Source organism: Nocardia sp. NPDC002869, assembly GCF_046764065.1.
Classification (GTDB): Bacteria; Actinomycetota; Actinomycetes; order Mycobacteriales; family Mycobacteriaceae; genus Nocardia; species Nocardia rhamnosiphila.
In genome coordinates this window covers 1-14,139 of record NZ_JBKOOL010000153.1, presented here as the reverse complement: position 1 = coordinate 14,139, position 14,139 = coordinate 1, and the positions used below count along the sequence as shown (strand labels likewise).

The 14,139-nt window shown below is 66.8% G+C and carries 15 protein-coding genes and 2 pseudogenes; 9 read left to right on the top strand and 8 right to left on the bottom strand.

The features are described 5' to 3' along the window. Positions 1-163 precede the first annotated feature (163 nt). The 3 genes and pseudogenes from ACLML9_RS23110 to ACLML9_RS23100 all read left to right on the top strand — a co-directional run. Entirely contained in the window at positions 164-562 is a 399-nt protein-coding gene (locus ACLML9_RS23110) for a hypothetical protein (protein WP_411947489.1), read from the top strand. Between the two features lie 2 nt (positions 563-564). Beyond that, positions 565-1,833, top strand: a complete 1,269-nt coding sequence (locus tag ACLML9_RS23105; RefSeq protein ID WP_411947488.1) for a hypothetical protein — start codon at positions 565-567, stop codon at positions 1,831-1,833. Between the two features lie 29 nt (positions 1,834-1,862). After that, positions 1,863-2,504: pseudogene (locus tag ACLML9_RS23100) on the top strand (ESX secretion-associated protein EspG); the annotation flags it as partial. Positions 2,505-2,547: 43 nt separating this feature from the next. On the opposite strand, the gene ACLML9_RS23095 reads toward ACLML9_RS23100, so the two are convergent. Next, positions 2,548-3,516 (bottom strand): hypothetical protein, encoded by a 969-nt coding sequence (locus ACLML9_RS23095; RefSeq protein ID WP_411947487.1) that lies wholly within the window; start codon positions 3,514-3,516, stop codon positions 2,548-2,550. A 102-nt stretch (positions 3,517-3,618) separates the two neighbouring features. Further along, on the bottom strand, positions 3,619-4,215 hold the full coding sequence (locus tag ACLML9_RS23090; RefSeq protein WP_411947486.1) for a TetR family transcriptional regulator: 597 nt from the start codon (positions 4,213-4,215) through the stop codon (positions 3,619-3,621). Positions 4,216-4,361: 146 nt separating this feature from the next. Here ACLML9_RS23090 and ACLML9_RS23085 point away from each other — a divergent pair, with 146 nt between their 5' ends. Next, positions 4,362-4,754, top strand: coding sequence for a VOC family protein (locus ACLML9_RS23085; RefSeq protein ID WP_356958226.1), 393 nt, complete (start codon positions 4,362-4,364; stop codon positions 4,752-4,754). Positions 4,755-4,858: 104 nt separating this feature from the next. On the opposite strand, the gene ACLML9_RS23080 is transcribed toward ACLML9_RS23085, so the two are convergent. From ACLML9_RS23080 to ACLML9_RS23070, 3 genes are all read right to left on the bottom strand, one after another. Next, positions 4,859-5,422 carry an NADAR family protein gene (locus ACLML9_RS23080; RefSeq protein WP_411947485.1) on the bottom strand — a complete coding sequence of 188 codons (564 nt, stop codon included), beginning with the start codon at positions 5,420-5,422 and terminating at the stop codon, positions 4,859-4,861. A 57-nt stretch (positions 5,423-5,479) separates the two neighbouring features. Continuing rightward, positions 5,480-6,433, bottom strand: coding sequence for a hypothetical protein (locus ACLML9_RS23075; RefSeq protein ID WP_411947484.1), 954 nt, complete (start codon positions 6,431-6,433; stop codon positions 5,480-5,482). 362 nt (positions 6,434-6,795) lie between these two features. Next, a complete protein-coding gene (locus ACLML9_RS23070) occupies positions 6,796-7,248 on the bottom strand; it encodes an Rv3235 family protein (protein ID WP_411947490.1) in 453 nt (150 codons plus the stop codon). Between the two features lie 608 nt (positions 7,249-7,856). Here ACLML9_RS23070 and ACLML9_RS23065 point away from each other — a divergent pair. The 3 genes from ACLML9_RS23065 to ACLML9_RS23055 all read left to right on the top strand — a co-directional run bounded on the left by ACLML9_RS23065 (position 7,857) and on the right by ACLML9_RS23055 (position 10,231). Next, positions 7,857-8,561 (top strand): metal-dependent hydrolase, encoded by a 705-nt coding sequence (locus ACLML9_RS23065; RefSeq protein ID WP_411947483.1) that lies wholly within the window; start codon positions 7,857-7,859, stop codon positions 8,559-8,561. A 68-nt stretch (positions 8,562-8,629) separates the two neighbouring features. Continuing rightward, the gene (locus ACLML9_RS23060; RefSeq protein ID WP_411947482.1) at positions 8,630-9,343 is read left to right on the top strand and encodes a VIT family protein; all 714 of its coding nucleotides are present in this window, start codon (positions 8,630-8,632) and stop codon (positions 9,341-9,343) included. 81 nt (positions 9,344-9,424) lie between these two features. Beyond that, complete coding sequence (locus ACLML9_RS23055) at positions 9,425-10,231, top strand: hypothetical protein (protein ID WP_411947481.1); 807 nt, start codon at positions 9,425-9,427, stop codon at positions 10,229-10,231. A gap of 12 nt (positions 10,232-10,243) precedes the next feature. Here the strand turns inward: ACLML9_RS23055 and ACLML9_RS23050 are convergent, their stop codons facing one another. Next, entirely contained in the window at positions 10,244-10,729 is a 486-nt protein-coding gene (locus ACLML9_RS23050) for a hypothetical protein (RefSeq protein WP_411947480.1), read from the bottom strand. Positions 10,730-11,267: 538 nt separating this feature from the next. Then, on the bottom strand, positions 11,268-11,663 hold the full coding sequence (locus ACLML9_RS23045) for a nitroreductase/quinone reductase family protein (RefSeq protein WP_411947479.1): 396 nt from the start codon (positions 11,661-11,663) through the stop codon (positions 11,268-11,270). A 105-nt stretch (positions 11,664-11,768) separates the two neighbouring features. Between ACLML9_RS23045 and ACLML9_RS23040 the strand changes: the two genes are divergently transcribed. Next, positions 11,769-12,446: a phosphate signaling complex PhoU family protein gene (locus ACLML9_RS23040; protein WP_411947478.1), complete on the top strand. Its 678-nt coding sequence runs from the start codon at positions 11,769-11,771 to the stop codon at positions 12,444-12,446. Between the two features lie 563 nt (positions 12,447-13,009). Next, on the top strand, positions 13,010-13,801 hold the full coding sequence (locus ACLML9_RS23035; protein ID WP_411947477.1) for an HNH endonuclease family protein: 792 nt from the start codon (positions 13,010-13,012) through the stop codon (positions 13,799-13,801). Positions 13,802-14,044: 243 nt separating this feature from the next. Here the strand turns inward: ACLML9_RS23035 and ACLML9_RS23030 are convergent. Beyond that, positions 14,045-14,139 (bottom strand): annotated as a pseudogene (locus ACLML9_RS23030) (VOC family protein); the annotation flags it as partial.

Here is a 14,139-nt window from a genome sequence, read left to right as displayed (position 1 = left end):
CCGCCGACACAACTAAAGACTGAAACCACCCACCCCGGCCAGAGGGGTCAGAATTCGGATGCCGAAAAGTGGTCAGGATTGGCCTGCCGTTGACAGAGGCACGGGAAGGACTACGAAACGCCAGCTGGACGGCAGTACATACGCAGGATAGGGGTGGGGCACCGTGGCAGAGCCGGAACCAAGCACAACACAGCAGACGGCGATGTTGCAGCAGTGGGAAAGCCTCAAGACTCAGGCTGAAAATGGCGAACTGCGGATGGATGAGGACATCGGTCGGCAACTGATGAAACGTTGCACCGGCTTCATCGCGCGGCTGGAAACAATGCTGAGTACGACCAACGACCTCAGTTTCCTCGCCGGTTTCGGGACGTTGAGATCTGCCGAAGCCTTGCGCGCCAAATATGCCGCAAAGGCGGTAGCTGATCCGGACTCTGCTGCCAACCGGCTGAAGACCTCGATCGATATTGTCACCCTCATGCAGCAGACCTTCGAACTATCCATTCGCCGCGTCGAAGAGACCGATCAGTCCACTTCGAACGCATTGGGCGACACAGGAGCATAGCCATGTCCCCCTTCTCCCAATGGCTCAACCCGATCACCGACGGGGCCAATCAGGCTTCGAAGAACAAATCGGACGATACACAGCGGGCAGAAGACCAGAACAGCACTTGGGGGCAGGACCGCTCCGCATTCGGTGGAGAGTGGTCCGGGCTCGTGAGCGAGTTCGGTGGTCAGTTCGCCCCTCCCGCCATCCTGGAGAAGGACGGCTTCCCTGCAATGACCCACCAGCAGATCTGGGACGCGCTCAATGAAGTGAATCCTACGGCGATCAACGACTTCGCAACTGCTTGGCGAAATCTGACCAACGAAGCCCGGGCGGCGAGCAAAGAATTCCTCGACGGCGTCAACGCCGACCTGGAAGCCGGCTGGAACGGTCGGTCCGGCACTGCCGCCGTCGACGGCGTGCGTGAGTTCAGCACCTCCTTCAATTCCCTGGCTGCGAGTTTCCAGATGGTGGCCCACGGTCTCGACCTCATGGAAGGCTATCTCGCCCAGGCCAAAGCGTCCGTCGGGAAACCCGACAACGTAACCCTCGGCGACAAGGTCATCAATTCCCTGCCTCTCGGCGATACCTTCAAAAGCCCCCAGTACCGCGCCGACGAAGCCCAGGAAACTGCCCGCTGGGTGATGACCACCTATTACGAGCCCGGCGCCACCGATGTGGACAGCAAAACCCCTGTCCTGCCCGAGCCGAAGAAGACCGTCGACGACGGCAGCAACCCTCCCCAGCAGCCGGTGCAGCCGACCGGCGGGCCGTCGCAGACGGCGGGGCCGACCACGCAGCCGCAGGACACCACCACCGACGATGGCACGCAGACCGAGGACGGCACCCAGAATCCGTCGGCCGAGCCGGAGGATTCGCAGGCCACCGAGCCGCAGAGCACGACCCCGCAGTCGACCACGCCGGAGACGCCGACCTCCCCCGCGCTCACCACCGGCGCCCCGACCGGCACCACACCGGGCAGCCCGTCGGGGTCGCCGTCCGGATCTCCTTCCGGTACGCCGCAGACCACCACTCCGTTCGTACCCGGGCAGACCGTGCAGGGAGCGCCGAAGGCCACCACCGGGGGGCCGGCCGCGGCCTCGACCGCTGCGTCCACTCGTGCCGGGCGCAGCGGTATGCCGGGCATGATGTCGCCGGGCGCGCGCGGTAACAAGGGTGACGAGGACGATGAGCACAACACACCGGACTACCTGGTGTACGACCGGGGCAGTGAGCTGCTCGGCACCCAGCCGCCGGCGCTGCCGCCGGGTGGAGTGATCGGCGGGTGAAGGATCCACAGTGGCGCCTGGACGGGGAGATGTTCTCGCAAGCCGTCCGGGCGTTCGGCCGGGACCGGCTGCCCTATCCGATCCGGGTGCTGCCGCTCGGGCCCACCGATCCACCGCCGACACTCGACGAATACGAGCAGTTCCGCTCGGCCGCGGCGCAGCGGCTGGCCGCGATCGCGGACAAGCGGTTGTTCCACGTCCTGGAGACTTTGCTGGAACCGCAGGTGCGCATCGAAGTGCACGGCATCTACGACCGCGGATTCGAGCGGGTGGTGCGGATGCACGCGGGGGTGGCCGGGCAGTCCGCCACACTCGCCGTCCAGGCATCGGGACCGACGAAGGAGTACGGCGGCGACGTGCTGCTGCACACCGTGCCGGCTCAGCAGCTGGCGGCCCGGCTCGTCGCGTACCTGCCGCGCTGCGCCGCCGGCGGTTATCGCACGGTCCATGGTGCGCGCGCGGATATCGGGAAGGTCGAGTACTCCCGCCATCCCACCCGGATCTCGCGCACCGAGGAGATCAACCGGATCATCCGGCGCCCGCGGTCCGGTATCGGCGAGATCGGGGTGTTCGCGGGCCCGGCGATCGACTCCCGGCCCACCGGGAACCCGCACGGTTTCCACTGGATGGATTATCTGCCGGAGGATGGCCGCTATCTGCTGATCAACCACACAAAAGAGGAATTCACTCTCACACCGGGCCCGCCCGAGGAGATCACCAGGCGTCTCCAGCAGGCTGTCGCGACCGTCCGGCCGACCGCGGCCTCGTCACCCGGCGTGCGCCGCGACCCGGCCCGGGACGAAGCCGACGACTACTACTACCGGCAACGCGACGAACGCGGCTGGACGACCTGACCTGGTCCTGTCGCGACGAACTCTTCTGAGCGGGCGTCACCACTCCACGAGAAGCTGTTTCGGGCCGCGGACCAGCAGACCCGATTTCCACGGGATCTCGTCGAGCGGTAGCGACAGCCGCAATGACGGGAAACGTTCCAGCAGCGCCTCCAGCGCGTTCGCTGAGACGATCTTCTTCGTCGCGGGCGGCGACCAGCGCGCCGAGCAGATCGTCGGCGGGTCGCTGCCGGCGCTCGGTAACCACCTCGGCGAGGTAGGTCTCGAGCGAATCCCGGGCGCTCTCGATCTGTTCCCGGGTGTAGGCCGTGGTGGACAGGATCGCGTCGGAGAAATCGCGGAACCGGTGCTGGTCGCGCGGCGGCACCCCGAGCATCTCGCAGATCACGGTGACCGGTAGCGGCAGCGCGAAACCCTCCACCAGATCGGCGGGCGCACCGGCGTGTTCGAGCGCGGTGAGTTTCTCGTCGACTATCTCGCGCGTGCGGGGGCGCAGTTCGGCGACCCGGCGACCGGTGAACGCCTTCGCCACCAGTTTCCGCAACCGGCTGTGCTCGGGCGGGTCCATGCTCAGCAGGGAATCGGGGCGGGCCGGCGCGGGAGTGGCCCGCGGCAGATCCTCCCGGCCGACGGTCGCCGCGCGGCTGAACCGAGGGTCGGCGAGGACCAGTCTGAGGTCCTCGTAGCGGGTGACCAGCCAGCCTTCGCCGCCGTAGGGCAGTTCGACCCGGCAGACCGGCTCTTCACGGCGTAGGTGTGCGAACAGCGGATCCATATCGAGGCGAACCGGCTCTCCGAAGGGGTACCGGCGTACCTCGGTGTTCGCGGTCATACGGTCTCCCTTTCCCGACGCCCGGCGGCTCCAGCGTGTAAGCAGTTGCTTACTTAGACAGGGTAAGGGTTTCCGCGAGGTGACGTCAACGACGTAACAGCGTTACGCCGGAGGGAATCTCGTATCGTTGCGCTCGAGGAGCACTTCCGCCGCCCGCAGCACATGACCGGCGACCTGCGCCGGATCCGCGCTGTGCAACGGCTCCCGGTGCAGCACGGATCGAACCAGCCCGATCCCCAGCAGCCAGGCCAGCAGCAGATCCGCGCGCAACTCCCCGTCGCCATCGTCGGTGAGGGTCGACAGCGCCCGGATGTACTCCTCCCCCAACTCCCGGCGGATCACCGACGCGCCTTCTTCGTGTCCGCTGGAACGCAACGCCGCCTGTAACCAATTACCCGGCGAGATAGTCTCGCTCGGCTCCAGCGCACGCTCCAGCAACCGCGACAGCAACGCGTCCACCGGCCCGGCGTCGAGTACCGAACGCCCGCGATCGGTCATCGTCGCCCGGAAGAGTTCGTCCTTGTTCCCGAAATAGCGGAAGAGCAGCGCCTGGTTCACCCCGGCACGGGTGGCGATATCGCGTACGGTGGCGCGCTCGTACCCTCGTTCGGCGAACAATTCCTGCGCCGCCGCCAGAATCGCGGCCCGCGTGGCCGAGGAATCCCGTCGACGACCGACCAACTCGTTTCCGCTGACCATGCACCCTCCGCTCCGCGTGCCATCTGGAAGAGCAGCGTAAGGCACACCGGATCGGACAAAGCGGGCGCCCAGCAACGTCCCCGCACACCGCCCCGGCGCAACACACCCTGGACGCGAGCCGGACAGGGCTCTACGCTCGGATGACCATGCCGGAACTCCTCGGGATCAACCATCTGACCCTGTCCACGACGGACCTGGACCAGCTCGTGGCGTACTACACCGGAGTGCTCGGGGCACGGTTGTCCTTCGAGCGTCCCGCCTCGGGCACCCACCCTCGTATCGCGGTCCTCGACGTCGGGGGCGCCGACCACCTGGCGATCGTCGAGACCACGACCGGTCCGACCACCGACCTCGACCCGCTCGGGCGGGCCGGATGGGGTCTGCGCCTGGCGACCTACGCCCAGCTGTGCGAGGTCCGCGAACGGATCATGGGTGCCGGACTCCCGGCCGGACCGATCGAGACCCTCCCCACCCAGTGGACGATGACGGCCCAGGACCCGGACGGCCGCCCGGTCGATATCCGAGCCCACCGCCCCTGAGCCGCAGGCCCGGCGCCGTCACGCCGGACCGATTCCAGGGGAGCCTGCTCCGGCGCCGCCGTCGGCCGGCTGCCACCGGCCTGGTTCGTCCTGGTCCGACGCTTTCACTCGACCAGCTGTTCACGCAACGCCGATCGTGTCTCCATGAGGGCGAACCCGAGCAGGTTCAACCCCTTCCACCGCGTAGGGTCCTCCGCACACGGGTCGTCCGCCGCCAGCCCGATACCCCAGACCCGGTCCACCGGGCTTGCCTCGACCAGCACCCGATCCCCGGTGTTCAGCAGGAAACGCCCCAGCGGCTCGTGCTGACCGAACTTCGCGATATTGCCCGCGACGACGATTCCGAATCGATGCAGACCCCACAACTCCTCGTCGAAACCGCCGATCCGCCGCCCCAACGACTTCGCCTCCCCGGGGCTGCCCGCCTCCAGTATCTCCGCGGCGATCGCCCCGTCGTCGAACAGCATCGCTTTCCGCCACATCATGTAATGCTCGGCCGTCGGAAAGACGTTCCCGCCGACCGTGAATTCCGCCGGCCACCACTGGCTGAGGCAACCGGCACCGGCCGACCCGTCGCTACGGGGGCGATGACCCCAGAACGGCAGATACTTCACCCGGCCGCCGTCGGCCACGATATGGATCAACTCACCGACACTCCTTGCCGTCATCCGGTCAACCCTGCCCGAAACATGTGGACAGCGCATCCGGCTTTCGATCGGCCGCGGTCATCCCGGAGCGAAGTCCCGGGTGATCGGGGACGCCACCCCTGCCGCGCAGATACCCGAACGGGCCCCTCCGCCTCGTTCACGGGACGCCGGTGCGCCGTCGATAGCCTTGTCGCTCAGACCGGTGTCTTGCAGGGCAATCCGCAGCTTGTCCATGTCGACGGCTCGCACGCTGTCCACAACCTCCCCACTGAGCTCCTTGTTGTGGAATTCCTTGACGAAATCGGATCGAATGCCGTAGCGAGGGTCGGGCGATTCGGGAAACGAGAACGAATGGTCGATGGCGACGATATCGCCATCGCGGCCGGTGCGGTAATTCTTCCAATGACGATCGGTGTTGCCGATGACATAGTCGAGAACTGCCATCTGCTCGCGCTGTACCTGCGGGTACATTTTGTTCGGACGTAACCAGTCCTCATAGATGGCGGCTCGTTCTTCGCCCGACGACGAGTTCTCCCACGCCTTCCAGCCGGACTCTCGCTCTTCTGCTGTGCGCCGGTTCCACGCTGCCAGCGCGTGGCCGGGAGATGAAAGGATCCATATCTGATTCGATCCAGGACCGTATGGCCCTTTCTCCACAACCGTGGTGGGCGGCACGCGGCCGAAACCCAAAGCCTCGTCCACCCGGTAGGCAGCATTTTCCCGCGCAGCGTGCTGCCCATAACCCCGGGGAATTCCGTAGCGCAACAGAAGACCGGACCTGGGGTCGACAATGCTCTCCAGATAGGAGGGTTTGTAGACAGTACGGGCGCCGCCGAGAGAGCGGCCCATGAAACTGGAACCGAGCCCCCCGGAGATTCGCATCGGTTTGTCGAGACTCAATGTCTGGAGCGCGCGCTCCACCGCGCTCGGCTGGTACGCGCGTTCGATCGCATGCGCGCCGAGCCGTTCGGCGCCGGGCAGTAGTTCCGCACTGCGGAGGCCGTGCACGAACTGGCTGTACCTCTTCACCACAGCCCCCGACACCTGTTCGGCCAGCCCATCGGTGATCCGGTGAAGTACTACGGAAACCTTGTTGCTCAGGCGAATCTCCTCACATACGGGGCCACCGGGCAGGCATATCCGCAGTATCTCGCCGGTAGCCGGGTCGAAGAGCGCTCGGGTTCGGCGACGGCTACCACTTCAGGCGAACGGACTGCCGGACCGCGTTCATTATCCGGTACCCGGCGCTGCGATGGTGCCGGAGCTCGCTGGGTTCCGCCCGGCGGCGATCGGTTTCATCGGTGAGTGCGGCGATCATCGGTACCGGCACGTACACACCGACCGTCCGCAACGTTCCAGCGGCCGGGGGTAGCGGCCCGGTCGGGGTGCGGAGCTCATACAACTCGCAGGGCCGTCACCCGCCAGGCACCTCGGGCACCGCGCTCGATACGCCCGGCGAGGACGAGACGACGTGGACCACGCTGGTAGGTGGCCACCATTTCCGCCGCTCGCTCCTCCACCTGAAACAACCGGACAGCGCCGGGTACGGCCGACCCCAGGGCCCGGCCGGGAGCATGGTCGCCTGCCACCAACGACCCGATGGCGCCGACCAGGCCGGGCGCGCATACGGCGGTGAGCTGCGCGACCGGGCGCCGGCGATCGAGCACCTCGAGCAGGATCCGGACCGACATCGTGGCGAACGCTCTGGCACCGGTGGGTTCGGGGCTGCGTATCCGCTCGTGCCCGGCACGCTGAGCTCGCCGAATACCTGCGGGAGCACTGTGGTTGCGCCGCAGAGCTTTCCGATCCGCCGGAGACGCGCAGCCCCCGACGGCCGGCGCTGCCATATCGAGCGCGGGGCCGCCGCCGGTCGTCCGCGGCCGGTGCGGGCCATGGTCGTCACCGGACGCCACCCACCGCCGTTGCGGAGCACGGACATCGCCTGCGGTCGCCGGCGCCCGATGGGAACCACGGTCTGCGTCGGCCAAGGCCGGCGGCAGCTGAGAACCGTGGTCTTTGGCTCTCGTCCGTTCCGGGACGCGAGCCTTCGCTATCGGGACGGAATCCGGCGCCGGCACCGGATCCCCGCGGTCGAGTGCGCCGGCCGGCTCACCGGGACCCGGGGTCACCGAACAGACACGGCCACACGACCGGCGCACCGGCGGTTCGTATCCCGGCACCCGATGGAGAACCGGCTGGAATTCACACATTTCTACGCCCCCTTGCGAAACGAATCGCCCCCACGACGTTTCCTTCCGCGACAGCATCGCACCTCCGGGCGCGGCAGTACAGACGATCATCGGATCTTTCACCGGAAACCCGGTCGAGGCGGCGTGTTCCCGGGCCCGCCGACGATTCGGCGAGTCGTGTGCACCACGCGCGGGTCCGGGGTGTCGGAATCGATTGCTAACTTGAAGGCTACCGTTCGTTCGCTTTTCAGATATCGGGAGAGTCAGTGCTCGGCCATTCCCACGCCACCAGCGGCGCGCTCGCGTTCGTCACCGCCGCCACCGTCGTCCCGACTCCGGTGATGGAGGTGGTGCAGGGGCCGGTGGAGATCAGCGCGCTCGAACTCGTTCTGGGGGCGTTGATCACGGCGGGCGCGGCATTGCTCCCCGATATCGATCACCCGAACGGCACCATCGCGCAATCGCTCGGACCGGTGAGCAACGCACTGGCGAAGGGGGTTTCCGTGGTGTCCGGCGGACACCGCAAGGGGACGCACGGCTTGCTGTTCATCTCGCTCGCCGGGTGGGCGACCTGGGCCGGAGTGCACCATCTCGGCCGGTATTTCACCCTGAGCATGATCTTCGTGATGCTCGCCTTCGGGGTGCGGGCCCTGCACCTGACGCCGAAGGGCGATTCACTGCGCGCCTACGGCATGTGCGTGCTGCTGGCCGGCGGCGGCACCGTGCTGATGGACCGCTGGCTACCGGACGCGCCCTACTGGCTACCGTTCGCGATCGGGCTGGGGACGCTCATCCATATCGTCGGCGACTGCCTCACCGACCGGGGCTGTCCGCTGCTGTGGCCGCTGAAACCCCGGCTGGCGTTGCCGATCATCTCCCGGACCGGGAACAAGGTGGAGACCTGGGCGCTGACCCCGCTGATGGGCCTGGTCACGGTGGGGTTGCTGTACGTCTACGCCGTGCCCAACTAGTCCGTGCGCAGTCGACACACGGGCACCAAGCCTGTCCTCACCTGCACATATTCGCATAGTGTGCGGCTATGACCGAGGCAGCGGAGGACCAGTACCTCCCGCAGACCGGGCTGGCGGCGAAACTCAATTGGCTGCGAGCCGGGGTACTCGGCGCCAACGACGGGATCGTCTCGACCGCGGGTCTCGTGGTGGGGGTCGCGGCCGCGTCGTCGAATACCGACGCGATTCTCACCGCGGGTATCGCGGGCATCAGCGCGGGCGCCATTTCCATGGCGGTCGGTGAGTACGTCTCGGTGAGCACCCAGCGCGATACGGAGAAGGCGCTGCTGGAACAGGAGAGCCGGGAGCTGGCACAGGATCCGGCCGACGAACTCGACGAACTCACCGCCATCTACCACGCCAAGGGGTTGTCCGCGGAAACCGCGCGGAAGGTGGCCGAGGAGCTCACCGCCTACGATGTGTTCGCCGCGCACGCCGAGGCCGAGCTGGGACTGAATCCCGACGAGCTGACCAATCCGTGGCACGCCGCACTGTCCTCGGCGGTCTCGTTCACCGTCGGCGCGCTGCTGCCGCTGTTGGCGATCCTGCTCCCGCCGGAGTCGGCGCGGATACCGGTCACCATGGTCGCGGTCCTGCTGGCGCTGGCGCTCACCGGGTCGATCAGTGCCGGACTCGGTGGTAGCAGCCGGCCGCGTGCGATGGCCCGGGTGGTGATCGGGGGTGCGCTGGCGATGGCGGTCACCTACGGGATCGGCCAGCTCGCGGACGTCACCGGTATTTGAGCTGCCGCGAATTCTGTTGCCGGAGAGATATTCCGGTCAAGTGAACCAGCGCCGATTCGGATATTTTGCTGTACTTGGCGGGTGAGTTCTCTTTTCGCCGTATTGCCCGCGGCCGGGATCGAGTCGGCCGCACAGGCTTACGAGCGTTATCGGTCCCTGGCCGGCGCACCCGAGCCGACCCCGCCGCTGCCACCGGTGGGGGTCGTGTGCACGCTGATCCACCGCTCCGGAACCGGGTTGCGGGTGCATCGGCGCCCGGATGCCCGTGGGGCACTGCTGGAGGCCACCGTCGATGATCGTTTCGACTGTCTGCGCGCACTGCTGGCACTCACCGCCGACCGCGATCTGGCCGTGCTCGATGTCGCCACCCGCCGCTTCTACAATCCGCGGGAAGCTGCCCGGGTCCCGGTGACCGCGGGCGATTTCCGACTGCCTTATCTCACCGAGAGCATTCTCGACGAGATCCTGGAGACTCCGCCGGATCCGCGCGACCCGGCTCTGAAGGTGATCCGCGCCCCCATGTGCCATATCCGGGCACGCCGATTACCGGAGAGGATATTCGAGCTCGAACATCGCGACCTCGACGCGTTCTTCCAGCTCTACACCGACGACGCCATCCTGGTGCGCAAGACGATCTGGGCTTGGGCGACCGGTGATCCGTGGTGGCAGCAGGCCATCGCCTGGCAGCCGATCGACGCCCCGGATCCGAGACGCCGCCGCCCGCCCGAGGACGATATCGATTCCGTCCTGGCCGAACTACGGCAGATGGCCGAGGAGACACCGTTCGAACTCGGCGCGCTGGACCTGATCTCGGCCCTGGGCGATGTCGACAACCAGGCCCAGGCCATCCTCGACCGCGCGAATATCGACGCCCCGGACCAGCCCTGAACCACGGTCCGGTTATCCGACCCCTACCCGCAGCCGCACCGAATCGTCGGTGGTGCTCTGCAGCGCCTGGCCGATCAGACTGCCGATATCGAGTTGCGGCACGGCGCCGTTCAGCGCGTCGGTGAGTGGCACCAGCCCGGGTTGCAGAGCGGCCAGTTCGGGCCCGGCCTCGTCGAGGAACTCGCGCAGCCGCTGGAGCAGCGAGACCAGGCCGTCGTCGCGCAGATACATCTCCGGTGAGCCCTCGGCGCCGGTGAACCGGCCCACCGCTTCGACGAAATCATCGAGTACTTCGGCGAACCGGGTGAATTCGGTGGCCGCGGCCGAGGTGGCCGGGCCGGACCACTCGCTGTCCGCGGCGGCGGTCTCGAAATTGTCGAGCAGCTCGGCGATGCGCGGCTCCCGGGACATGATCGTGGCCGCCAGCAGGTCGGCGGCGCGAGTGAGCTCGGGCAGCGCCGCGTCGGTGCCGTGCAGGGCATCGCGCAGGGTCCGCACCAGCCGGAGGTCACCCGGCCGACCTCGATACCGGTGAGCAGCACCGGTGAACCCACGCCGAGCCCACCGGAGTCGTCGAGGACCAGGGCGGCGTTCAGGTACTCGGTGAACGGGTCCGCGCGCACCACACCGAAGGTCAGGTAGCTCGCACCGAGCACGGTGATGGCCGCGATACCGCCCAGCGAGGCCAGTGGCCCGATCTTCATCGCACGGCTCCGATCATGCCCAGGGTTTCGATGATCCCGGTATGGCGCCCGGAGTTCATGGCCGAGATCCAGGGACCGCTCTCGCGGGACGGATTGTTGCGAAATTCATGCGTGTGATCTCTCCGGTCCGGCATCGATGCCAACGGAGAGGAAGCCGATCGTTACGCGCGGTGACGGACAAATCCGCGACGGTGTGACCGTGAACACGACAAAGCCGCCGCACACATCAATTTCTGGAAATAATGCGATCCGTCACGAGAATATCCCCTGCGAATCAGCACACGTTTCACCGGATGTTCCGGTGTGGTGCGCACGAAAATTCGCGAATATCCTCAGCCGTCCAAATCGACGCGAATCGTCAGCAGATCGGTACCCATGACGCGCACCGCGGCACTGTTGCCGCGCGGTAGCGAAGACAACCTGCGCACCGCGTCGTCATCGGGCAGCAGGCGCGCGGTGCCGGGCAGCCATTCACCGCGCAACCGCACCCGGACCCGGTTGTTCGCGCGGATATTGCGTACATAGTCCGAGCGGTCCCCGAACTCCGAGACGAACCAGAACTCGTTACCGGTCCGCCGGCCGCCGACCGGCACGACCTGGGGTGCCCCGCTCACCCGGCCCGTGGTCTCCAGCAACTGCTGCGCCGACCGCTTCCGGTTCAGCGGATTGGCCACATGCCGCTGAAAAGTGGTGACAATGCGATGTTTCATACGCCGCATATCGGTCATGTGGCGACGGTAACACCGGTGTCCGCGACGCGCCCGCAAAACAACCGGCCGAAGGAATCGTCGATTCATTCGACCGGAGCGCGCGCCATGGGCGACAATTCCCCCGTGCGAACTCAGTTCACCAACGAGCTCGTCGCGTTGACCGCGGATCTGACACAGATGTGCCGTATCACCCATGAAGCGGCCGAACGTGTGACCGATGCCGTCGTCGGGGCCGACCTCGCCGCTACTTACGAGGTCTTCGCCCTCGACGAACGACTCCAGACGATGTACGGCGCCTGCGAAGCGCGCACCGTCGTCCTCCTGGCGCTACAGGCACCGGTCGCCCGCGACCTACGCCATGTGGTGACCGCGATCCAGATCGCGGGTGAACTGTCCCGGATCGGCCGGCTGTTCAGCCGGGTCGCCGATCAGGTGTACCGCACCCATCCCGACCCCATCGCCCCGCCGCCGGTCCTCGACATCCTGGCGCAGATGGCCGGCCTCACCGCGGAATGCACCGCCCGGGCCCAGCGCGCCGTCACCCGCGGCCGGCACACCCCCGCCGACGACACCGGCGCGGACACCATGCAGACCCTGAACCAGAAACTGCACAACGCGCTGTCCACGACCGGGGACAGCGCCACCGAAACCACGATCACGCTGGCCCTCATCGGTCACAAACTGGCCCGGACCCTGGACCACACCGAGCGCATCGAGCGATTGATCCATTTCCTGGACACCGGTGTCCCGCCGACTGCCCAGATCCGCCCCGACGACGAGGACGCCGACATCGCGGAATGACACCGCGATCCACCGGCGCGACCCGGCTCGCTCCCAATCATGGGAATTCCCTATGCTTTTCACCTGACGGCGGATCGGCGTACACCGGGAGCCGGAATACCGGCCGACTGCCGGACACCTACAGCTTCATATCGAGAACCGGCCGGATCGTATCCGGCCCCCAGAACGTCACGGCGAGCGTACCGGTGCGGAAAGACCTCGGGTCTACCCCTCATCAAGCCCCGCGGTGCGTCGTGGTCGCCGGTCCGGACAACCGGCCCGCGACTCGCACCGGATTCGGCGCCTTCGCTCGTGACACGCCCACCCCCGAGTCGGCGCCGGCACGGCGACTCGGGGGTGGTGCCCTTCCAGACGGAAGAGGAATACCCCGCATCCTCATCGGGTACTCCCGCCCAGGTATGCCGAATCTCACACCGGGCAGTAGCTTTCGGTTAGCTGACCGGCCGGTAGCTTGACGCTCGGCACATCCCGGCACCTCGGCAAGGAATCTCGTTGAAGCGCACAGCAAATGAACACGAAGTGGGCCGCGCGGCCCTCCCCCATCGATTCGTGGAGGTCCGGCGATGAACTCGCTGCTTTCTGCCCTGCCCGCCCCGGCCCGCAGGTTCGCCGCCCTCCTCGTCCCCGTGCTGATCGCGGTAGCCCTGGTCGCGGGCTTTCTCCTGCAGGGCTGTAGTCCCAGCCCGACCGATCCCGGCGGTGCCGGCGCCGCGAAATCGGTCGCCGGCACCGCCGCCGAAATACGGTCCGCGCTCGACAAGCTGCCGGTGCAGGCCGAGGTCGGAATGGCCGGGTACAGCCGGGAGAAGTTCCCGCACTGGGACAACAACGAACCCGAACACGGCTTCGGGCCGGAATTCGCCCAATACCTCAAATGCACCACCCGCGAGGTGATGATGCTGCGCGACGCCACCGGCGAGGTGAGCCTCGATCCGAAGACCTGCGATCTGAAGATCGGCACAGGTGGCGGCTGGCAGGACGCCTACGGCGTCATGGACAGCAAGACCGGGAAGCTCAAGCCGTACAAGTTCATCGTCGAGGCCAAGAGTGTCGACGCCGAGCACATCGTGCCGCTCGCCGAGGCCTGGCGGTCGGGTGCCAAGGACCTCGACACCGACACCCGGCGCCGGATCGCCAACGACGCGCTGAACCTCATCGCCTCCGATCCGTCGGCGAACCGTTCCAAGGGCGACCAGGACGCGGCGCACTATCTGCCGCCGGGAAGTTTCCGGTGTGGCTATGTCTCGCATTATGTGCAGGTCAAGCTAAAGTACGGCCTGAGCGTTGACCCAGAGGAACAGACCGCACTGCGCACCGCGGTGGACGACTGCGTCGAACGGGGTGAGTTCAAATAGCCGAAGTCATCGAGTTACCCGCCTCGGCATCAGTGATGACCCGGGAAGAGGGCACCATCTCCGGCGATCTCGACATCACCGTCGATCCCGGGGGCTTCGGTCTCGTCCGCTACCGGGAGACCGAGGACTGGTACACGATCGGCAATCTGGATGATGACGAGCCGCGCACCTGGAAATCGGTCGCGGAACTCGAGGAAGCGATAGTGAAGGGCATCGGGGCCCGCGACGCCGCGGGAAACACGAGTACGGCTGTTCGGTGGGTTCCTGGACCACTTCCACATCACCGGCCTGGAGGCGTTCGAAGGTGCCGTCGAGGTCTTCGGTGGCGAGGTTGATTC

What these genes read in the sequence shown, in the direction of transcription:
- ACLML9_RS23060 (WP_411947482.1), top strand. Translation starts at nt 8,630, where the DNA reads ATGACCGAGGCAGCGGAGGACCAGTACCTCCCGCAGACCGGGCTGGCG.
- ACLML9_RS23070 (WP_411947490.1), bottom strand. Translation starts at nt 7,248, where the DNA reads ATGGCAGCGCCGGCCGTCGGGGGCTGCGCGTCTCCGGCGGATCGGAAA.
- ACLML9_RS23035 (WP_411947477.1), top strand. Translation starts at nt 13,010, where the DNA reads ATGAACTCGCTGCTTTCTGCCCTGCCCGCCCCGGCCCGCAGGTTCGCC.
- ACLML9_RS23085 (WP_356958226.1), top strand. Translation starts at nt 4,362, where the DNA reads ATGCCGGAACTCCTCGGGATCAACCATCTGACCCTGTCCACGACGGAC.
- ACLML9_RS23095 (WP_411947487.1), bottom strand. Translation starts at nt 3,516, where the DNA reads ATGACCGCGAACACCGAGGTACGCCGGTACCCCTTCGGAGAGCCGGTT.
- ACLML9_RS23080 (WP_411947485.1), bottom strand. Translation starts at nt 5,422, where the DNA reads ATGACGGCAAGGAGTGTCGGTGAGTTGATCCATATCGTGGCCGACGGC.
- ACLML9_RS23090 (WP_411947486.1), bottom strand. Translation starts at nt 4,215, where the DNA reads ATGGTCAGCGGAAACGAGTTGGTCGGTCGTCGACGGGATTCCTCGGCC.
- ACLML9_RS23105 (WP_411947488.1), top strand. Translation starts at nt 565, where the DNA reads ATGTCCCCCTTCTCCCAATGGCTCAACCCGATCACCGACGGGGCCAAT.
- ACLML9_RS23045 (WP_411947479.1), bottom strand. Translation starts at nt 11,663, where the DNA reads ATGACCGATATGCGGCGTATGAAACATCGCATTGTCACCACTTTTCAG.